Source organism: Kitasatospora sp. NE20-6, assembly GCF_045862635.1.
This window is the reverse complement of sequence record NZ_BPRL01000021.1, coordinates 77,721-97,617: the sequence shown is the minus strand read 5'-3', so window position 1 is coordinate 97,617 and position 19,897 is coordinate 77,721. Positions and strand designations below refer to the sequence as shown.

At 76.1% G+C, this 19,897-nt stretch carries 16 protein-coding genes; 10 read left to right on the top strand and 6 right to left on the bottom strand.

Translation table 11 applies throughout. The features are described 5' to 3' along the window. Positions 1-7: 7 nt before the first annotated feature. The 5 genes from hypC to SNE206_RS18340 all read left to right on the top strand — a co-directional run bounded on the left by hypC (position 8) and on the right by SNE206_RS18340 (position 3,818). Entirely contained in the window at positions 8-391 is a 384-nt protein-coding gene (gene hypC, locus SNE206_RS18360; protein WP_407914474.1) for a HypC/HybG/HupF family hydrogenase formation chaperone, read from the top strand. Continuing rightward, positions 388-1,512, top strand: coding sequence for a hydrogenase formation protein HypD (gene hypD, locus SNE206_RS18355; RefSeq protein WP_407914473.1), 1,125 nt, complete (start codon positions 388-390; stop codon positions 1,510-1,512). Before hypC ends, hypD begins: the two co-directional genes overlap by 4 nt. Next, positions 1,505-2,578, top strand: a complete 1,074-nt coding sequence (gene hypE, locus SNE206_RS18350) for a hydrogenase expression/formation protein HypE (protein WP_407914472.1) — start codon at positions 1,505-1,507, stop codon at positions 2,576-2,578. The genes hypD and hypE overlap by 8 nt, the downstream gene beginning before the upstream one ends. A 63-nt stretch (positions 2,579-2,641) precedes the next feature. Further along, positions 2,642-3,010: a hypothetical protein gene (locus tag SNE206_RS18345; protein ID WP_407914471.1), complete on the top strand. Its 369-nt coding sequence runs from the start codon at positions 2,642-2,644 to the stop codon at positions 3,008-3,010. A 181-nt stretch (positions 3,011-3,191) separates the two neighbouring features. After that, entirely contained in the window at positions 3,192-3,818 is a 627-nt protein-coding gene (locus SNE206_RS18340; protein WP_407914470.1) for a histidine phosphatase family protein, read from the top strand. A gap of 60 nt (positions 3,819-3,878) precedes the next feature. Here SNE206_RS18340 and SNE206_RS18335 read toward each other — a convergent pair whose 3' ends face one another. Next, on the bottom strand, positions 3,879-4,475 hold the full coding sequence (locus SNE206_RS18335; RefSeq protein WP_407914469.1) for a hypothetical protein: 597 nt from the start codon (positions 4,473-4,475) through the stop codon (positions 3,879-3,881). Positions 4,476-4,740: 265 nt separating this feature from the next. On the opposite strand from SNE206_RS18335, the gene SNE206_RS18330 reads away from it, so the two are divergent. Together SNE206_RS18330 and SNE206_RS18325 are read left to right on the top strand one after the other, a co-directional pair. Then, positions 4,741-6,426 (top strand): ABC transporter transmembrane domain-containing protein, encoded by a 1,686-nt coding sequence (locus tag SNE206_RS18330; RefSeq protein ID WP_407914468.1) that lies wholly within the window; start codon positions 4,741-4,743, stop codon positions 6,424-6,426. After that, the gene (locus tag SNE206_RS18325) at positions 6,423-8,204 is read left to right on the top strand and encodes an ABC transporter ATP-binding protein (RefSeq protein ID WP_407914467.1); all 1,782 of its coding nucleotides are present in this window, start codon (positions 6,423-6,425) and stop codon (positions 8,202-8,204) included. Before SNE206_RS18330 ends, SNE206_RS18325 begins: the two co-directional genes overlap by 4 nt. A gap of 83 nt (positions 8,205-8,287) precedes the next feature. Here SNE206_RS18325 and SNE206_RS18320 read toward each other — a convergent pair whose 3' ends face one another. The 5 genes from SNE206_RS18320 to SNE206_RS18300 all read right to left on the bottom strand — a co-directional run bounded on the left by SNE206_RS18320 (position 8,288) and on the right by SNE206_RS18300 (position 14,375). Next, on the bottom strand, positions 8,288-9,043 hold the full coding sequence (locus SNE206_RS18320) for a hypothetical protein (protein WP_407914466.1): 756 nt from the start codon (positions 9,041-9,043) through the stop codon (positions 8,288-8,290). A gap of 154 nt (positions 9,044-9,197) precedes the next feature. Then, on the bottom strand, positions 9,198-10,277 hold the full coding sequence (locus tag SNE206_RS18315) for a Gfo/Idh/MocA family oxidoreductase (RefSeq protein WP_407914465.1): 1,080 nt from the start codon (positions 10,275-10,277) through the stop codon (positions 9,198-9,200). A 152-nt stretch (positions 10,278-10,429) separates the two neighbouring features. Then, the gene (locus SNE206_RS18310) at positions 10,430-13,339 is read right to left on the bottom strand and encodes a GH92 family glycosyl hydrolase (protein ID WP_407914464.1); all 2,910 of its coding nucleotides are present in this window, start codon (positions 13,337-13,339) and stop codon (positions 10,430-10,432) included. A gap of 213 nt (positions 13,340-13,552) precedes the next feature. Then, the gene (locus SNE206_RS18305; RefSeq protein ID WP_407914463.1) at positions 13,553-13,894 is read right to left on the bottom strand and encodes a hypothetical protein; all 342 of its coding nucleotides are present in this window, start codon (positions 13,892-13,894) and stop codon (positions 13,553-13,555) included. 316 nt (positions 13,895-14,210) lie between these two features. Beyond that, the gene (locus SNE206_RS18300) at positions 14,211-14,375 is read right to left on the bottom strand and encodes a hypothetical protein (protein ID WP_407914462.1); all 165 of its coding nucleotides are present in this window, start codon (positions 14,373-14,375) and stop codon (positions 14,211-14,213) included. Between the two features lie 457 nt (positions 14,376-14,832). On the opposite strand from SNE206_RS18300, the gene SNE206_RS18295 reads away from it, so the two are divergent. The 3 genes from SNE206_RS18295 to SNE206_RS18285 all read left to right on the top strand — a co-directional run bounded on the left by SNE206_RS18295 (position 14,833) and on the right by SNE206_RS18285 (position 19,577). Then, positions 14,833-15,900, top strand: coding sequence for a glycoside hydrolase domain-containing protein (locus SNE206_RS18295; protein ID WP_407914461.1), 1,068 nt, complete (start codon positions 14,833-14,835; stop codon positions 15,898-15,900). Between the two features lie 213 nt (positions 15,901-16,113). Next, entirely contained in the window at positions 16,114-18,222 is a 2,109-nt protein-coding gene (locus tag SNE206_RS18290) for a SpoIIE family protein phosphatase (protein ID WP_407914460.1), read from the top strand. Between the two features lie 113 nt (positions 18,223-18,335). Next, on the top strand, positions 18,336-19,577 hold the full coding sequence (locus SNE206_RS18285; protein ID WP_407914459.1) for a PP2C family protein-serine/threonine phosphatase: 1,242 nt from the start codon (positions 18,336-18,338) through the stop codon (positions 19,575-19,577). Positions 19,578-19,897: the final 320 nt, after the last annotated feature.

The following is a 19,897-nucleotide window of genomic DNA, read 5'->3' as shown; positions in this document are numbered from 1 at the left end:
CGTGCCCATGTGCCTGGCGGTGCCCGGCAGAGTGGTGGAGATCGAGGAGCGCGACGGCGCCCGGATGGCGGTCATGGACTTCGGCGGCGTCGTCAAGGACGTCTGCCTGGAGTACCTGCCGGACCTCGGGGTGGGTGAGTACGCGATCGTGCACGTGGGGTTCGCGCTGCAGCGGCTGGACGAGGAGTCGGCCCGCAGGACGCTCGACCTCTTCGCCGAACTCGGCCTCCTGCAGGAGGAGTTCGGCGACCCGTGGGAGGCGGCAGCGGGTGCGGGCGGTCCGGCGGAGTACGACCCGGCGGCGGCGGGCGGTCCGGCGGCGGTCGGTCCGGCGGCGCCGGGCGGTCCGGTGGCGGGCGGTCCGGTGGCGCACGAGGGGGTGGAGCGGTGAAGTACCTGGAGGAGTTCCGCAACCCGGAGCTGGCCCGCGGCCTGCTCGACGACATCCGGGCGACGGTGACGCGCCCGTGGGCGCTGATGGAGGTGTGCGGCGGCCAGACGCACACCATCATCCGGCACGGTATCGACCAACTGCTGCCCGAAGAAGTCGAGTTGATCCACGGACCGGGCTGTCCGGTCTGCGTGACGCCGCTGGAGGTGATCGACAAGGCGCTGGAGATCGCCTCCCGGCCCGACGTGGTGTTCTGCTCCTTCGGCGACATGCTGCGCGTGCCCGGCACCGGCCGCGACCTGTTCCGGGTGCGCGGCGAGGGCGGTGACGTCCGGGTGGTGTACTCACCGCTCGACGCGCTGCGGATCGCCCGTGAGAACCCGCACAAGGAGGTGGTGTTCTTCGGCATCGGCTTCGAGACGACCGCACCGCCGAACGCCATGACGGTGTACCAGGCGCGCAAGCACGGCATCCGCAACTTCAGCATGCTCGTCTCGCACGTCCGGGTGCCGCCCGCCATCGAGGCGATCATGCAGTCGCCGGACTGCCGCGTGCAGGGCTTCCTCGCCGCCGGTCACGTCTGCAGCGTGATGGGCACCGACGAGTACCCGGCCCTCGCCGAGCGGTACCGCGTGCCGATCGTCGTCACCGGCTTCGAGCCGCTCGACATCCTGGAAGGGATCCGCCGCACCGTCCGCCAGCTGGAGCGCGGCGAGCACACCGTGGAGAACGCGTACGCCCGCGCGGTGCGGCCCGAGGGCAACCCGGCGGCCCGCACGATGCTGGAGGACGTCTTCGAGGTCACCGACCGGGCCTGGCGCGGCATCGGGGTCATCCCCGCGAGCGGCTGGCGGCTCTCCGAGCGCTACCGCGACCACGACGCGGAGCACCGCTTCGACGTCGGCGGCATCACCACCTGCGAGCCCGCGCAGTGCCGCGCCGGCGAGGTGCTGCAGGGCCTGATCAAACCGCACCAGTGCGAGGCGTTCGGCACCGCCTGCACCCCGCGCAACCCGCTCGGCGCGACGATGGTCTCCAGCGAGGGCGCCTGCGCCGCCTACTACCTCTACCGCCGGCTCGGTACGCCGGCCGTCCCCCAGGAGGCGAGCCCCGTTGGCTGACACCGAGACCCTCACCGCGCCGGACTTCTCCGGCTGGAGCTGCCCGCTGCCGCTGCGGGACCACCCCCGGGTGGTGATGGGCCACGGCGGCGGCGGCGCGATGTCCGCCGAACTCGTGGAGAACCTCTTCGCCCCCGCCTTCGGGAACAGCATCCTCGCCGGCCTGGGCGACTCCGCCGTGGTCGACCTGGGCGGCGCGCGGCTCGCCTTCTCGACCGACTCGTACGTGGTGCGCCCGCTCTTCTTCCCCGGCGGCAGCATCGGTGACCTGGCGGTCAACGGCACCGTCAACGACCTCGCCATGAGCGGGGCCCGCGCCGCCTATCTGAGCTGCGGTTTCATCCTGGAGGAGGGTGTCGAGACCTCGGTCGTCGGCCGCATCGCGCAGGCGCTGGGCGCGGCGGCCCGGGCCGCGGGCGTCGAGGTCGCCACCGGCGACACCAAGGTGGTGGAGGCCGGCCGCGGCGACGGCGTCTACCTCAACACCGCCGGGATCGGGCTCGTGCCGCAGGGCGTCGACATCCGTCCGCAGCGCGCGCGGCCCGGCGACGTGGTGATCGTCAGCGGCGAGATCGGCCTGCACGGCGTCGCGATCATGAGCGTGCGGGAGGGCCTGGAGTTCGGCGTGCAGATCGAGAGCGACTGCGCGCCGCTCGGCGGGCTGGTCGAGGCGATGCTGGCCGCGACCCTTGACCTGCACGTGCTGCGCGACCCCACCCGGGGCGGCGTCGCGGCGGCGCTGAACGAGATCGCGGCGGCGGCCGGCGTCGGCGTGGTCGTGCAGGAGCAGCGCGTACCGGTGCCCGACCAGGTGGCCAACGCCTGCGCGATCCTCGGCCTCGACCCGATGTACGTCGCCAACGAGGGCAAGCTCCTCGCCTTCGTGCCGCGGGAGCACGCGGACGCGGTGCTCGCCGCGATGCGCGCCCATCCGGGGGGCGCCGGCGCGGTGGTGATCGGCGAGTGCGTGGCCGAGCATCCCGGCATGGTCGTCGCCCGTACGCCCTTCGGCGGCACCCGGGTCGTCGACCTGCCGCTCGGCGAGCAGCTCCCCCGTATCTGCTGAGCCCGCCGGCCCGGCGGCCGGGAGTCACCGGCCGCCGGGCGGCCGCCGGGAAGGAGCGCGTCCGTGAAGGTCCGGCACCCCGCCGAGTCGGGAGGGAAGGGCAGGAGCCGCTTCGGCCATCTGGCGGAGGCGGTCTCGAACTTCACCGGCTCGCCCGCGTTCAACGTGCTGTGCGTGCTGCTCGTCGGCGCGTTCGTCGTGGTGCACCTGGTGCCGGTGCCGCTCGCCTGGCAGATCTTCGTGGGCGAGACCATGTCGGCGGTGGCGCTGCTGCTGCTGTCGCTGCTCACGAACTCCGAACGCCGCGCCGAGCACGCCCTCCAGCGGAAACTGGACGCCATCGCCGCCGCGATGCTCGAACAGCAGGAGGGCCGGCCGGGACCGGCCCACGAGGCGCTGCGCGACGCCATCGGGCTGGAGAAGCGGCAGTGACGGTGCGGGCCGTCCCGCCCGGTGGGGCGGGCCCGGACCGTCCGGCGCCCGGGCCTGCGACGGTTGCCGGTGGCGGGCCGGGTGCGGTACAAAGCCCGTCGTACCCACGGGTAAGGAGCCCCGCATGGCCGTCCGCACCGCCGAGGAACCGTCCCGCCGCACCGCAGGGACGGGCTGACGCGTGCCGACCGTCCACCTGCTCCGGCACGGCCAGGCCTCCGCCCACGCCGCCGACTACGACGTGCTCAGCGACCTCGGCCGCGAACAGGCCCGCCTGCTCGGCGGCGAACTGCACCGCCGGCAGGGCCGGGTCACCGCGATCAGCACGGGCACGCTCGTCCGCCAGCGCGACACCGCGGCGATCGCCGCCGCCGCGGCCGGTCTCGCCCTGCCCGCCGTCAAGGACCGGCGCTGGAACGAGTACGACCACCTGGCGCTGCTCGACGGGGTGGCGCACGGCCCCGGCTTCCAGGAACGGCTGGACACCGCCCTCACCCGGTGGGCGCAGGACCCCGACGGCAGCTGGCCGGAGTTCCGCGACGGCGCGCGGGCGGCGCTCGACGACCTCGCCGGCCGGCTCGCGAGCGGCGAGAGCGGCCTCGTCTTCACCTCCGGCGGGGTCGTCGCGGCGATCTGCGCGAGCCTGCTCGGCCCCGGACCCGGCGGTTTCGTCGCCCTCAACCGGATCACCGTCAACGCCTCGGTCACCACGGTCGTGGTCGGACGCCGGGGCGCGCACCTGCTGAGCTTCAACGACCACGCGTACCTGCACGGCCGGGGGCGCAGCGACCTGGTCACCTTCCGCTGAACGCCCCGGCCGGGCCGCGACGGCCCCGTCCGGCGGCCCCGCCGGGCCGCCGGACGAAGGTCAGGCGCCGGGCCCGTCGGCCTCCTCGCCGGCGGGCAGCGGCAGCGCGGTCGCCATGACGGCCGGCAGCAGGGCGGCCAGCTCGTCGAGGTACCGGGCGAGGTCGGTGCCCTCGGGCAGCGGCTGGTAGAGGAAGCAGGCCTCGTCGCCGATCACCGACACGGCCGGGGCGCCCGCGTGGAGGAGGCGTTCCACCAGGTCGGTGCCCTCCAGCCGGGCGTCCAGCGCGGGCACGTCGTCGGCGAGCGGCAGGTACGGGCCGGGCCCGATCGAACGGACGCCGACCGCGGCGGCGCTCCAGCCGCGCTCCAGCCGCAGGTGCCGGCAGGCCTCCGGCAGCGGGTAGACCACCGCGAGCCAGTACTCGTCGTCCCGTTCGTGCTTCCTGACGAGCACCGTCGCCTCGGCCCGGTGGCCCTCGGCGGCCGTCAGGACCGCGTGGCAGCCGGCGCGCATCCACGGGTAGTGCCGCTGGTGCGAACCGCCCGGCTCGCGGAACCGGTACGTCAGCTCCCAGCCGGGGCGCTCCGCGAGCGCCCTCATGGCCTTGCGGAGCCGTCCGACCCGGCGTGCGAGGCCGGCGGCCCTGACCGCCATGACCGCACAGAACACGACAACGACTGCGAGCACGCCGAGATACAGCACGCCGGTCCCCTCCCCCTCGGCGGCGCGCCCCACGCGCACCGCCCTCCGACCACGATAGGCGGCCGGGCGGACACCGGGAGGGGCCGTGCCCCCGGGCCACGTCCGGCAGCGGCCGCGGGCGGTGGCATAATCCTTGGCCCCCGCCCGCCTCCCCCCGATAGGCCTGCCCGTGCCAGCCGCCTTCACACCGCCCCGACCTGCGGACATCCGGGGCCCGGTGCCGTTCCTGCTCTGGCTGGTCTCCCGTCAGCGCCGCCGGATCGCCCTCGAATCGCTGCTCGGCAGTGCGTGGACGGCCGGCCTCGCACTCCCCCCGTACCTCCTCGCGCGCGCCGTCGACGACGGCCTCGCCACGGGTGACCGCCGTGCCCTCCTCACGTGGACGGCGGCGATCCTGGCCACCGGCGCCGCCGGCGCGCTGCTGGCCGCGGCACAGCACCGTACGACCACCCTGGTGCGGATGGACGTCACCTTCCGCACCGCGCGCGCGGTGACGGAGCAGACGCTGCGGCTCGGCGCGGCCCTGCCGCAGCGGGTCACGGCCGGCGAGGTGGTGGCGGTCGGGATGGGCGACGTCCGCACGATCGCCCAGGCGATGGCCGTCGCCGGGCCCGGCATCGGCGCCGTCGTCGCGTACGCCGCGGTCGCCGGCCTGCTGCTCCGCGAGTCGGTGCTGCTGGCGCTCGTCGTCGTCGCCGGGGTGCCGCTGGTGGGCGTCGTGGTCGGTCCGCTGCTGGGCCGGCTGCACCGGGCCGGCGACGGGTACCGGACCCGGCAGGGCGCCCTGACGGCGCACCTGGTGGACGTCGTCACCGGCCTGCCGGTGCTCGACGGCCTCGGCGGCAAGGAGGTGCACGCCGCCCGCTACCGCCGGGAGTCGGCCGCACTCCGCACCGAGGGGCAGCGGGTGGGGGCGGTGGCCAGCTGGGTGGGGGCGCTCGGCAGCGGCCTGCCCGCACTGTTCCTCGCCGCCGTCACCTGGCTCGGGGCCCGGATGGTCGCCGAGGGGTCGCTCACGATCGGCGGCCTGGTCGCCGTCTTCGGGTACGTCGCCGTGCTGGCCGTCCCGATGGCGCTGCTCGTCTCGGGCGGCTCCCGGCTCGCCCGGGGGCTGGTCGCCGCCCGGCGCGTGACCGCGTTCCTCGCGCTGGACGCCGGGCCCGCACCGGACGGGCCCGGGCCCGACGGTCCGGCCCGGCTGCACGACCCGGTCTCCGGTGTCGTGATCGAGCCCGGCCGGCTCACCGTGCTCACCGGCGCGCGCCCGGCCGACGCCGCGGCCGTCGTCGAACGCCTCGGCCGGTTCACCGCCTCCGACGCCACCTGGGGCGGCGTGCGGCTGGACACGATCGCCACCCGTTCCTTCCGCGCCCGGGTGCTCGTCGCCGACCACGACGCCGACCTCTTCACCGACACGCTCCGGGCCACCGTGGCCGGCCGCACCGGCGCCGGGGACGACGCCGTCCGGGCCGCCCTGCACGCCGCGGCCGCCGACGACGTCCCCGACACCCTGCCGGACGGTCTCGGCACGGTGCTCGCCGGCCGCGGCGGGAGCCTCTCCGGCGGTCAGCGGCAACGGCTGCGGATGGCCCGCGCGCTCTGCGCCGCACCGGAGGTCCTGCTGGCCGTCGAGCCGACCTCCGCGGTCGACGCCCACACCGAGGCCGTGATGGCCCGCCGGCTGCGCGCCGCCCGCGCCGGCCTGACCACGGTCGTCGCCAGCACCTCGCCGTTCGTGCTGGCGCAGGCCGACACGGTCGTCCACCTGGTCGACGGCCGGGCCGCCGCTCCCGGCACGCACGGGGCACCGGCAGCGGGCGGCCGTCCCGGACCCTCTGACCGGGCGGACCGCCGCGTCCTCGCCGCGCGCGGCGCCGACCGGGACGGCGAGGCCGTCCGATGAGCCGCGCCCTGCCCGTCGCGGGCCGTCGGCAGGTGCGCCGCGCCGCCTGGGCCGAACTGCGGGCCGACCGCCGCGCCGTCGCCGCCGTCGTCGTGCTCGACACCCTCGCCGCGGCCGCCGGGCTCGTCGGCCCGCGCCTGCTCGGCCTCGTCGTGGACACCGTCCGGTCGGCGCCCGGCCCGTCCGCCGTGGCCGCCGTCGACCGGCTCGCCCTTGCCGTCGCCGCCGCCACCGCCGCCCGGATCCTGCTCTCCCGCCACGCACTCCTGCTGGGAGCGGGGTTCGGTGAGCGGGCCGCCGCACGGGTACGGGAACGCTTCCTCGAACGTGTCCTGGCACTGCCCGCCGCTACCGCCGGACACGCCACCACCGGCGACCTCGTCACCCGCGGCACCGAGGACGTCGACACCGTCGCCACCACCCTGCGCGACGCGGTGCCCGCCGTGTTCGTCGCCACCGTGCAGACCGTGCTCCTCGTCGGTGCGGTCGTCCTCCTCGACCCGCTGCTCGGCCTCTCCGGCCTCACCTGTCTCCTGCTCTTCGCGGTCGTCCTGCGGTGGTACCTCCGCCGTGCCCGCGCCGCGTACCTCACCGAGGCCGACGCCACCGCGGAACTCGCCGAGGTGATCACCGCCAACGCCGCCGGCGCCCGCACCACGGAGGCGCTCGCACTCCGGCAGTCCCGCCACGAGGCCGCCGAGCACGCCGTCGACGCCGCCCGCCGCACCCGGCTGCGCACCCTGCGGCTGCGCACCGTGCTCTTCCCCACCGTCGAGGTCGCGTACGTGCTGCCGGTGGTGTGCGTGCTGCTCGCCGGCGGCGTCCTGCTCGACCGGGGCGCCGTCACCCTGGGCACGGTCGTCGCCGCCGCCCTGTACGTACGCCAACTCGACGCGCCGCTCGACACGCTGCTGCAGTGGGCGGAGCAACTGCAGTCCGCCGGGGCTTCGTTCGCCCGGCTCGAAGGCCTCGCCGACATCGGCGCGGCCCCGGACGCGACGAGGGGCACCGCAGCCGGGCAGGCGGCCCCCGGGGCGGAGCCGGGAACGGGCGGCGGGCGGATCCGTGTCTCCGGGGTGCACCACCACCATCCGGGCCGCGCGGACGTGCTGCACGGTGTCGACCTGGAGGTCCGGCCCGGCGAACGGCTCGCCGTCGTGGGGCCGTCCGGTGCGGGCAAGTCGACCCTCGGCCGGCTGCTCGCCGGTGTCGACGCGCCCACCACGGGCACGGTCACCGTCGACGGCACACCCGTCGCCGCACTGCCGGCCGGGCAACGGCGCCGGGAGGTCGTGCTCGTCACCCAGGAGCACCACGTCTTCCAGGACACCCTGCGCGGCAACCTGCTGATCGGCGCACCGGAGGCCGGCGACGACCGGCTCCGCGACGCCCTCGCCACCGTCGGCGCCGACTGGGCCGCCGAGTTGCCGGACGGCCTCGACACCCGGCTCGGCGGCACCGCGTACCGCCCGGACGGCGGCCAGGCCCAACAGCTCGCCCTGGCCCGGGTGCTGCTCGCCGACCCGCGCACCCTCGTCCTCGACGAGGCCACCGCGCTGCTCGACCCCGCGACCGCCCACCGGGCCGAACGCGCCCTCGCCGCCGCGCTGGAGGGTCGTACGGTCGTCTCCGTCGCGCACCGGCTCCGGACCGCACGGGACGCCGACCGGATCGCCGTCGTCGACGGCGGTGTCATCACCGAACTCGGCACCCACGACGACCTGGTGGCCGCCGACGGCACCTACGCCGCGCTCTGGCGCACCTGGCACGGCAGCTGAGCGCCGCCCCCGCGGGGGCGGCCGCGATCCGGTCGGTACACGGTGCCGGTCGGTACACGGTGCCGGTCGGTACACGGTGCCGCTCAGTACACGGTGCCGCTCAGCCGGGCGATGCCGCCGAGGACGAGTCCGTCGCGGACGGCCCGGCCGAGCGCGGCCGTGTCGCCCGGCGCGATCGTGTCCTCGCCGCCGGGCAGCACCACGAACCAGACCACCCCGGTCGTGTGCGCGGCGCGCCGCCACTCGCGCGAGGTGGCGACGCCGCCGGGCCTGGCCCACCAGAAGGCCGCGCCGTGGTCGTAGGTGACGGCGTGGATGCGGCCGGAGGCCACGTGCACCGTCCAGCCGGGGAGGTCCTCGGCGGGTACGGCCCCGGTGATGTCGAGCGGGGGCAGGCCCTCGGTGAGGCGGTCGGCGAGGTGGCCGAGGAGGCCGTGCGGGTACGGCCCGCCGGGGTGGTGGACGGCGGCGGGCCGGACGTGGCCGGGCCCGCCGGACATCGCGGGTACGAGCGCGTCCTCGGCGCGCGGCCGGTCGTCGGGCGTCACCGGCCCGCCCACCGGGGCCCGGCCCGCCCCCACCCGGGCGGCGTCGAGCTGGGTCGGCGCCCACACCCGGCTCGGGGCGCACGCCGGATGGGTGTGCAGGGCGCGGTGCTGCGCACCGGTGGGCCCGTCGACGAGGACGCCGGGCACCGGGTCGTCCCGGCGCGGGTCGAGCGGGCCGTCGCAGACGGCGCAGCCGCCGGCCGCGGGCGCGGCCGTGCCGAGCAGCCGTCGTACGCCCGGGCCCGGAACGGCGCTGCCGTACGGCGGAGTTGCGCGGGGGTCCTGGTGCACGGCATCTCCTGGCGGGGCGTCGTCCGGCGGCACGGCGTCCGGCGGCACGGGCGGGTCCGGCGGTCGGACGGTCGGGCGGTCGGCCGTCACCGGCACGGCGTCAGCGTAGGCCACCCGCGGTGCCGCCGTGGCCGGCTTGCACCGAACGGCCCGGTCAGCGGGCCCAGGCCTCCGTGGAGGTGACGACCGTGCCGCCGCCGGCCGCGGCCTCGTCGATGGCGAGGCCGATCAGGTGGTCCTGGCAGCCGTCGGCGAGCGGGTACGGCGCGGGGCCCTCGTCGCGGGCCCAGGCGGCGGTGGCGAGGAGCAACGAGGCGATCGCGATCTCCTCGTCCATCAGCCGCAGTCCGACGAAGGGGTTGCGGTAGACGACCTCGCCGTCGAGGGCGATGTGTTCGGTGTCGTGGCCGTCGAGGTTGAGGTCGTGGCCGAGTTGGGAGCGGTGCAGGGTCGAGGTGAGGACGGTCCGCGGTGCGGCGAGGCGGACGACGGTGTCGTCGGCGATCTCGCCGTGGCTGCCGCGGACGACGATGCGGCGCAGGCGCAGCCGGTTGTGCCACTGGTTGTCGGTGAAGTCGTACAGGCCGGAGGGGCCGCCGAAGTCGAGGGTGGCGAGGGTCGTGGTCGCGGGCCGGGGCGTGTCGTCACCGGTCCAGCCCGCGCGGGTCAGCGGGTCGACGAGCGGCGCGGTGTGGCGGCTCGCCCGGACGGTGACGGGTTCGAACCCGGCGCCGAGCAGTCCGCGGATCATCGAGACCGCGTGGTAGCCGTGGGTGGAGGACACCTGGACGGAGGTCGGCGTGCCGATCGTGCCGCGTTCGACGACGGCCCGGCGGGCGGCGTGGCCGGGCATCAGCAGGTACTGCTCGGCGACCTGGACGGCCTGCCGGTCGCCGACCCGTGCCCAGAGGGTGCGCAGCCCGTCGAGGTCGGGGGCCGGGGGCGTCTCGGAGAGGACCCTGGTGCCGGCCTCGACGGCCTCGGCGACGACGGCCGCGTTGACGGCCCACGGCACCGCGCTGACGACGAAGTCGGGGCGGGTCGCGCGGACGAGCTCCGCCGGGGTGAGGTGGGCCGGTACGCCCCAGGTGCGGCGGACCTCCTCGGCGGCCTCGGGGCGCCGGACGGCCGCGCCGACGAGCGTCAGCCTGTCGGGCAGCAGGGCGGCCAGCCTGGCGAAGAACCCGGCGCGCCAGCCGCTGCCGATGATGCCGAACGTCGCTGGTGTGTGCACCGGTCGCCTCCTGCGTGATCTTCCGACCGGTCACTGTAGTACCGGTCGGCGCCGCCGGTGCCGCCGGGCACCGACGGCGCCGACCGGGTCACCGCGCCACCGGATCACGACACCATCGGGTCACGGCGTCACGGCGTCACCGGGTCACCGCGTCACCGGGCGAGGCCGACGGCGAAGATGTGCATCACGCCCTGGTCGGTGCCCTTCGGCAGGAGGACCGTCGCGACCCGCTTCGCCGGGTCGAGGGCGACGGGTGCGGTGGCGAGGACCTTCGCCGCGGTGGTGTCCCGGGTGCCGTCGGCGAGGTTGCGGCCGGTGGTGGTGAGCAGCGGGACGTTGCCGAACCGGTAGGTGGTGCCCGGTGTCCAGTCGGTGAGCCCGACGGGTACGTCGACGGCGGTGCCGTCGGTGTAGAGGACGGTGGCGGTGCCCTGGGCGGGGCCGTTGGTGGCGAGGCCGAGGAACGCGATGCTGCGGGCGGCGACGGAGCCCATGGCGACGGCCTGGCCGTGCGGCACCCAGTGGTCGGCCTGGCCGGGGGCGGCGCCCGGCCAGGTGAACTCGACGCCGGTGGTGCCGAGTCGGAGGGTCGCGCCCGGGGTGGCGCCGGCGGCGCGCAGGTCGGAGCGCGGCAGGCTGTGGCCGGTCGCGTCGAGGGTGCCGGTGTTGCCGGCGCCGTCCTCCGTGGTGCCGGTGCCGTTGTACGCGTCGGTGCCCTCGCCGTAGGAGGGCGGCGCGTCGTCGGGCCCGGTGCCCCAGGTGCCGGGCGTGGCAGCGGTGGTGTAGGTGATCCGGCCGCCGGTGCGGGCGAAGGACTCGGGCAGCCAGGAGGCGGTGGTGGCGGTGCCGTCGACGGCCATCGTGCGGATGTACGGGGCGGTGGGGCCGATGCCCGGCGCGTCGATGACGATGCTCCGGGCGGTGTCGGCGGGGTGGATCTCGATGTGGGCGAACATCGGTGCGGAGACGGAGAGTTCGGCGGTGCCGGGGATCGACGGGAACAGGCCGGTGGCGGCCCAGACGTACCAGGCGGAGAGGCCGCCGAGGTCGTCGTTGCCGGGCAGGCCGGTCGGCGCGGTGGTGTAGAGCTGGTCGGCCGTGCGGCGCAGCACGTCCGTGGCCCTGGCGGGCTGCCGCAGCCAGTTGTAGATCCACGGGGTCTGCAGGTCGGCCTCGTTGCTGAGGTACGCGTACGGGGTGTTGTACACGCCGGCGTCGAGGGCGGTGAAGAACGTGTCGAGCGCGGCGGTGGCGGCGGCGGTTCCGCCGCGGCGGGCGATCAGGGCCGCCGTGTTGTGCGGCACCATCCAGCCGTACTGGATGCCGGTGGACTGCTCGAACTGGTCGCCGCGGGTGGTGAGGTCGAAGGCGCGGTCGAAGCCGCTGCGGCTGCGGGGGCGGATCTCGCCGGTCACCGGGTCGAGGAGGTTCTGCCAGTTCTGGGCGCGGGCCATGAAGGCGGCGCGGGTCGCCGGGTCGCCGAGGCGGTCGGCGAGGCGGGCGATCGCGAAGTCGTCGACCGCGTACTCCAGGGTCTTGGAGGTGGCGTTGTCGCCGTTGCGGTTCTCGGCCCAGCCGAGGCCCGCGTACTGCAGCAGGTAGGGGCGGTTGGTGGCGGTCGCGGGGAGGGTCTGGGTGGCGGCCATCGAGGCGAGGGCGGCCCGGCGGTCGTAGTCGGTGCTGCCGAAGGCGTCGGCGGAGCTGAGCACGACCTGCAGGCCGTCGCCGCTCATCTTCTGCTGCGAGACGCCGTTGTGGGGCCAGTTGGGCCACCGGCCGGTCTGGGTGGCCAGGTCGGTGATCGACTGGTTGATGTCGGAGGCGACCTTCGGGAGGAGCAGCGCGACGAGTTGGGCCTGCCCGCGGGAGGTGTCCCAGCTGGAGTAGGTGGCGTACTCGTGGTGGCCGGGCCGCACCTGGCGCACCGTGCCGTCGAATCCGAGGTAGCGGCCGTCGGTGTCCTCGTACGTGTTGGGGTGCAGCAGCGCGTGGTAGAGCGCGGTGCAGAAGACGGTGCGGGCGGCGGTGGTGCCGCCGGTGACCTCGGCGGTGTGGAGTGCGGAGGTCCACACGGAGGCTGCCTGGGCGCGGAGTTCGGCGAAGCTGCGGCCGGCGGTCTCGGTGGCGGCGTTGCGGGCCGCGCCGTCGGTGCTGACGTACGAGATGCCGATCCTCGCGGTGACGGTGGAGCCGACCGGGAAGCGGACGAAGGCGCCCGCTCCGTGGGCGGTGGCGGACGTGGCCGAGGTGCCGCCGGGGGTGACGGTGGAGCCGCTCCAGGTGCCGGAGCCGGTCGGTGCGGTGTCGAAGGTGGCGGAGAAGTGGATGCGGTAGCTGCCGCCGTTGCAGACCGTCCGGGTCTGGGTCCAGCCGGAGACCGTACTGCCCTGCACGGTCACCGCGTTGGCGGTGGAGCCGTTGTTGGAGCCGGCCACGTCGAAGAGCAGCATCGAGGAAGCGCCGCCCTGCGGGAAGGTGAAGGAGGCGACGCCGGTGCGGGTGGTCGCGGTGAGGGAGACGCCGACGCCGTTGCCGAGGGCGACGGAGTAGTAGCCGGGCCGGGCCTGCTCGCCGGTGTGCGAGAAGCCCGGGTAGTAGTCGGTGATGCGGTCGGCGGGCGAGACGGGCAGCCCTCCGCCCGGGGTCGGCGCGCCGGTGTACGGCAGCACGGGGATGTCGAAGGCCCCGTTGGCTCCGGCGCAGCCGGTGCCGGAGAGCCGGGTCAGCCCGAAGCCGCGCAGCCGGTCGGCGTCGTACTCGTAACCGCCCCAGTTGCCGGTGCCCTTGGAGTTGTACGTGGTCGGGGTGAACTGCACCATCCCGAACGGCAGGGTCGCACCGGGCCACGTGTTGCCGTACGCGCTGTTGCCCTTGTTCTGGGCGGCGTCGTTCTGCGTGCCGATGAACTGGTCGACGGAGTCGAACGCGGAGCGGTCCGCCGCGACGGCCCGGTCGGCCGAGGTGACGGCCGTGAACGCGGCGAGCAGGGCCGTCACGGCGGCGAGCGCGAGGACCCGCCGGAAGCGGGCGGGATTCAGGTGCCGGGTCGGGAGGGAGCGCATGTCCACCTTCCTGCAGCGGGTGTCGGGGCGGCGGGCGGCTCCGGGGCCGTCCGGCACCCTCGGCACCCTCGGCACCGTAGGCCACCGCCGCGAACACCGGCCGACCCGGCGGTGAACACGGCGGATCGGGACATGTCAGATACACCTGCCGTACCGTCCGGCGCGGTGCGGCCCGCGGGTCCTGACCGGACGGGAGCCCGCCGGGCCGACGGACTACCGTGCGGCGCGCCGGCGGCGGCCGCCCACCAGTGCGGTGCCCGCCACGGCGGCGACCACGCCCGCCGCCATCACGCCGCGCGAGGAGCGCCAGGACAGCACGGAGAGGTGCGAGCAGGCGGACAGCAGCGAGCCCGAGCTCAGCCAGGAGCCGGCCGAACCGACGGAGAGCGCCGAACCGGCCGAGCCGATCGAGAGCACCGACCCGACGGAACCGACGGAGAGGACGGAGCCCACCGAGCCGATCGAGAGCACGGACGCCCTCGACCAGAGCGAGAGCAGCGAACTGCCGCCGTCCGTACCGGCGGAGGGGGCGGGGCATGAGGGGTCCTGGGCCACGGCACCGATCGTAGCCTGCGGGCGCGCCGCCGCGCCGGACCCCGGGCAGGCCGGTCGCAGGCCGCCGGGCGGCGCCGGGCGGGCACCGTCCGGGCGGGGTCGGACCGCGGGGTCGGCCCGCGGGGTCGGCCCGCGGGTCGCGCACCTTCTCGGCTGCCGGGCCTGCAGGTGTTACGGTGCGCGGTACGCCGCGAGCGGGAGGGCCGCCGCGCCCGGTCCGCGCGGCGGGCCGTCCCGGTGCAGGTCCTCGGCCGGGGTGCCCCGTCGTCCGTCCGCCGCCGAGGAGATCCCCGCCCATGCCCGTGCGCACGGTCCGTCAGCGGTCGTTCCCGTCCCGGTCGGCCGAGCATGTCGCGGTGCCGCCCGTGCACACCGATCCGTGGGCGAGTCCGGCCCGGCGGCGGCACTTCGCCTGCACCGGCTGCGAGGTCACCTGGGCGGGCGGCGGGGCGGAGTGCTGGTGCTGCGGGAGGACGAGCACGGCGACGAGTCCGAGCCTCTCGGGGGTGCTGGAGCTGCTCGCCGGGCCGACCGGTGCGGCCGACCGGTGTGCCGGTCCGGGGCTACCCGACCGCCGCCACCAGGCACAGGACGTAGCCCGCCATGACGGCGGCCCAGCCCAGTCCGACGGCGAGGACGATCCAGACCCCGGCCCGTTCCGGCTTGTCGGTGCTGTCCATCCGCACCCCCTGTCCGACGCCGGCGACGCCCGTCACGGTAGTGGTGGAGCGGTCGGGCGCGCCTGAGTAGCCGTACTCAGATGCGGCGCGCCTGCCGGGCGGCGGGAGGGCTGCCGCGGTGGTGCCGCCTCCGGTGCGGCAGCCGTCACCCCGGGTCGGACCGTGGGCGGCGCAGGGTGATATCCATGCAGTCCGAACGATCCGCAGTCCGATCGGTACCGCGTGTCGGCACTGCCCCTTCCCCCTGCGAGGACCCCCGTGGCCGACGGCCTTCTCCGTGAGCGGCGCACCGCCGCCCTGTCCGCCGCCTGCCTGCTGCTGGCCGGGGGGCTGGCCCTGGGCGGCTGCGCGACGACGGACGGGACGGCGGCAGGTGACGCCTCCGGCGCGACGGCGGTCGCCGCCGCCGGTGACGCGGGCGGCTCGCCGTCCGTCTCCGCCCCGGCCCCGGCGTCGGCCTCGGCCTCGGCCTCCGTGTCGGCCTCGGCGTCGGCGTCGGCCTCCGATTCCGCGTCCGCCTCGGCATCGACGTCGGCATCGGGTTCCGCGAAGCCCTCCGCCTCCGCCGGCACCCCCGCCGCCGCCACGGCCCGGCCGGCCGGCACCTCCTCGGGCAGCGTGTTCACCGGCCTCGCCTTCGACACCTGCACCGCCCCCTCCGCCGCCACCATGAACGCCTGGCGCGGCACCTCCCCGTACGGCGCGATCGCCGTCTACGTCGGCGGCAGGAACCGCGGCTGCGCCCAGCCCCAGCTCACCGCCTCCTGGGTCCGCACCGTGAGCACCGCCGGCTGGAAGCTCATCCCCCTCTACGTCGGCGCCCAGCCGCCCTGCCAGACCGGCTCAAGCCCCGAGAAGATCACCGCCGCCACCGCCGCCACCCTCGGCACCGCCGACGGCGCCGACGCCGTCGCCAAGGCCTCCGCCCTGGGCATGCGGGCCGGCAGCACCCTCTACCTCGACGTCGAGGCCTACAGCGCCGCCGACACCGCCTGCGCCGACGCCGTCCTCACCTACACCCAGGCCTTCGACCGCGCCGTCAGGGCCCGCTCGTACCGGCCCGGCTTCTACGGCTTCGCCTCCTCCAGCGCCGCCGGCATCGCCAGGGCCGCCGCCGCCGGCAAACCCGACCTCCCCGAGGCCCTCTGGTACGCCAAGTACGACGGCGCCGCCGACACCACCTCCAGCTTCCCCTACGCCGCCGGACTCTTCACCGGCCACCGCCGCGGCCACCAGTACCAGGTCAACCAGCGCGAGACCTACGGCGGCGCCACCCTCACCATCGACCGCAACGCCTGGGACGCCCCCGTCGCCGTCACCGGCTGACCCCCCCCCGCGCGCGACCCCGACCGGACCGGCCGACCGGACCGGACCGCTGACCCCCCGTGGGGCGGACCGGCCCCGCGGACAACCCCGCGAACGGCAGCAGGAACGGCCCCAGAACGGCCCGGGAACGGCCCCGGAGCGGCACCGGCCGTCACCCGCTTGCCCCGCCGGCCGGGCATCCGATGCCCGATACTGGGAACGCTTGGGGTCACCATGTCAACGACCGGGCAGCCGGAGCCGATCCGGGCGGTGACCGCCGACTCGGGCGCGGCCCGGGACGCCGGCGGGTGGATCGGCGACGTCCCGGTGGCCATGGCGGCGACCACCGCGGACGGCCGCATCGTCGCGTGGGACGCGGTGGCGCAGCTGGTGCTCGGCTACCGCGCGGACGAGGCCGTGGGCCGCCACATCTCGGAGGTGCTGCACCCCGGTGTCCACCGCGGCATGACGCGGGCCCTGTGGGAGCGGGCCGCGACGGGTCAGGGCATCATGGGCGCCGTCACCGCCCGTCACCGCGACGGCTCGTTCGTGCAGCTGGAGATCTGGGCGCGGCCGTGCACCGGGGCGGCCGTCGGCGCCGAGGTGGTGGTGTTCGCGGCGGAGGCGCGCAGCACCGCGCGGGTGCGGGGCTCGTCGGCGGTCTGGGACGGGCTGTTCGCGCGGTCGCCGATCGGGATCGGCATCTTCGACACCCGCTTGCGCTTCGTGCGGGTGAACCCGGCGCTCCAGGCGATGAACGGGCTCGCCGAGGCCGACCACGTGGGGCGCACCCTGCCCGAGGTGCTGCCGGCGGTCAACGCCCACGCCATGGAGGAGCGCATGCGCACGGTGCTGGCGACGGGCACGCCGGTGCTCGACTTCCGCCGCACCGGGCGCACCGCCGCCGACCCGGGCACGGACCGGGTCTGGTCGTGCTCGTGGGTGCGGCTGGAGGACGGCCAGGGCACGCCGGTGGGCATCACCGCCTGCCTGGTCGACATCACCGCCCAGGAGGAGGCCCGGGCGGAGGCGGAGGCCGGCCGGCGGCGGCTCGCGATGCTGGCGGAGGCCAGTACCCGGATCGGCACCACGCTGGACCTGGAGCGCACCGCGCAGGAGCTCGCCGCCTTCGCGGTGCCGGGCCTCGCGGACACGGCGACCGTCGACCTGCTGGAGGCGTTCGACGTGGGCGGCGACCTCGTCTCCGGGCTGTTCGGCGGGGCGACGCTGCGCCGTGCCGGCAAGGCGCCCGCCGCCGGCTCGCCCGTGGCGGACGTGCTGGGCGCGGTCGGCGACCGGTTCGTCTTCCCCGCGGCGGCGCCGTACACGCAGGCGTTCTCCCGGCGCCGGCCGTTCGTGGTCGCCGACCTGGACGAGACGGCCGCCGCGGTCGCGGCGCCGTTCTCGTCGGTCGTGCGCAGCCTCCGGGCCCGGGGCGTGACGGCGCTGATGATGGTGCCGCTCGTCGCCCGCGGCCTGGTGCTGGGCGTGGCGACGTTCTACCGCAGCAGCGACGGGCCGTTCGACGAGTCGGACGTCGCCCTCGCGGGCGAGCTGGCCGCGCGGGCCGCGGTGTGCGTCGACAACGCCCGGCTCTACGCGATGGAGCACGACACGGCGCTCGTGCTGCAGCGCAGCATGCTGCCGCAGCACGTGACGCCGCCGCCCGGCATCGAGATCGCGCACCGCTACATCGCGGCCTCGGACGTGAACGAGGTCGGCGGCGACTGGTACGACGTGGTGCCGCTGCCCGACGGCCGGGCCGCCCTCCTGATCGGCGACGTGATGGGCCACGGCATCGCGGCGGCGGCCGTGATGGGCCGGCTGTCCAGCACCGTACGGGCGGTGGCGCGGCTGGGGCTGCCGCCGGTGCAGGTGCTGCAGCAGCTGGAGGCCGCGCTCGCCGACCTCGCCGAGCCGATGCTGGCGACGTTCCTGTACGCGGAGTGCGATCCGGTCACGGGGCGCTGCCTGGTCACCCGGGCCGGGCACCCGCCGCCGGCCGTGGTGACCCCCGACGGCCGCGTGCACCTGCCGGAGATGCCCGCAGGCGCGCCGCTGGGCATCGGCGGCGTGCCGTTCACCAGCACCGAGCTGCGGCTGGAACCGGGCAGCCTGCTGGTGCTCTACACCGACGGCCTGGTGGAGGCGCGCGGGCGGGACATCGACGAGCGGCTCGCCGAGCTGCTGCACGTGCTGGGCGGCCGTCCGCCGGAGTCGCTGCACGGCGTCTGCGAGCAGCTGATCGGCCGGATGGTGCCGTCGGGTGCGGAGGACGACGTGGCGCTGCTGGTGGCACGGATCGGCGGCGCGGCGTACGGGCCGGGCGGCCCGCCGGGGTGAACCCGGCCGGGGCGGGGCGGCCGGGTTCACCCCGACACGTGGCGGTCCGCGCTGCCGCCCCGTGGCCGCCCGACTAGATTGAAGGCCCGGAGGGATCGCGATCGAGGAGCGGTGTGGCAGCGCCCGGTGTCGACTACGGCGCGGCGTTCAGGGCCGGGCCCAGCCCGATGCTCGTCCTGTCGCCGGAACTGATCGTGCTGGACGCCAACGACGCGTACCAGGCGGTCTCCGGGCGTGCCCGTGAGCAGTTGCTCGGCCACCACCTCTTCGACGTCTTCCCGGACAATCCCCGGCACCCGGACGTCGGCGGCCCCGGCGCGCTGCGGGCCTCCTTCGAGCGCGTCCTGGCGACGCGCGAGCGCGACAGCATGGCGCTGCAGCAGTACGACGTCGAGGAACTCGCCCACCCGGGCGAGTTCGCCGAGCGCTACTGGAGCACGGTCAACACCCCCGTGCTGGACGGGGCCGGGGAGGTCGCGTTCATCCTGCACCGGGTGGAGGAGGTGACGGCCCTCGTCCGGCAGCTCCGGGGCGCACCGCCCGAGGGTCCGCTGAGCCCCGTTGACCGGATGGCCGCCGACCTGCTCGCCCGGTCCGAGGAGCTCGCCCTGCTCAACGAGGACCTGCGGCGGGCGCACGCACGGGAGCGCGAGGTGGCGCTCGCCCTCCAGCGGGCCCTGCTCCCGGCGGTGCCCGCGACGTACCGGCCGTCCGCCGCGGTGCGCTACCGGCCGGCCGCCACCGCGCTGAACGTCTGCGGCGACTGGTACGACCTCGTGGACCTCGACCGGCGCTCCAGCGCCGTCGCGGTGGGCGACGTCGTCGGCCACGGCCTGGAGGCCGCCGGGGTCATGGGCCAGCTGCACAGCGCGCTCAGCGCCGCCGTCCGGGCCACCGGGCAGCCCGCCCGCGCCCTGGAGACCCTGGCACTGTTCGCCGGGTCGGTGGAGGGCGCCCTGTCGACCACCGTGGTGCAGATCGTCGTCGACCGGCGGATGCACACCATCCGGTACAGCTGCGCCGGGCACCCGCCCCCCGTCCTCGTGCAGGCCGACGGCGGCGCCGAGCTGCTCGACGCCGCGACCGACCCCCCGCTGGGCGCCTGGGACGACTCCCTGCCCCGGTCGGAGGCGGAGGTGCACTACCGCCCCGGCGCCACGCTGGTGCTCTACACGGACGGCCTCGTCGAGCGGCGCGGCGAGGACATCGACGCCGGGCTGGACCGGCTCGTCGACAGCGTCACCCGGCACCGTCGCCTGGAGCCGGAGCAGCTCGCCGACGCGCTCCTCACCGACCTGGGGGCCGACGACGGCCAGCGCACCGACGACATCGCGGTGGTCGTGCTGCGCCTGTGAGAGGGGGGTGCGGGCCGCCGGTGCGGGGAGACTGGTGGCCGTCCGCGGCCGCCGGTGCCGGGCCCGGCCGTGGCCGGGCCTCGCGCTCCGCCCGGGGCAGGCGTCCCGTCCGCCGTCGCTCCCGCTCCCGCGCCCGGTGGGCGGCAGCGTCGCGCCGGGAAGGCACGGCGCCGGGACCGGCGGGGGCCGGAGGGGGTCCGCACGGTCCGGCAGGCGCCTCGTACGGTTCGCACGGCCCGCTCGTACACCTGATTCGTGGGCGGACCGGGAGTCGGACGGGTGATTCGGGGAAAAAGTCCGGCGGAGTTTTCTACCATGGG

Coding starts and splice junctions, on each gene's coding strand:
- SNE206_RS18310 (WP_407914464.1), bottom strand. CDS start 13,339: ATGCGCTCCCTCCCGACCCGGCACCTGAATCCCGCCCGCTTCCGGCGG.
- SNE206_RS18290 (WP_407914460.1), top strand. CDS start 16,114: ATGTCAACGACCGGGCAGCCGGAGCCGATCCGGGCGGTGACCGCCGAC.
- hypC (WP_407914474.1), top strand. CDS start 8: ATGTGCCTGGCGGTGCCCGGCAGAGTGGTGGAGATCGAGGAGCGCGAC.
- SNE206_RS18335 (WP_407914469.1), bottom strand. CDS start 4,475: ATGGCGGTCAGGGCCGCCGGCCTCGCACGCCGGGTCGGACGGCTCCGC.
- SNE206_RS18325 (WP_407914467.1), top strand. CDS start 6,423: ATGAGCCGCGCCCTGCCCGTCGCGGGCCGTCGGCAGGTGCGCCGCGCC.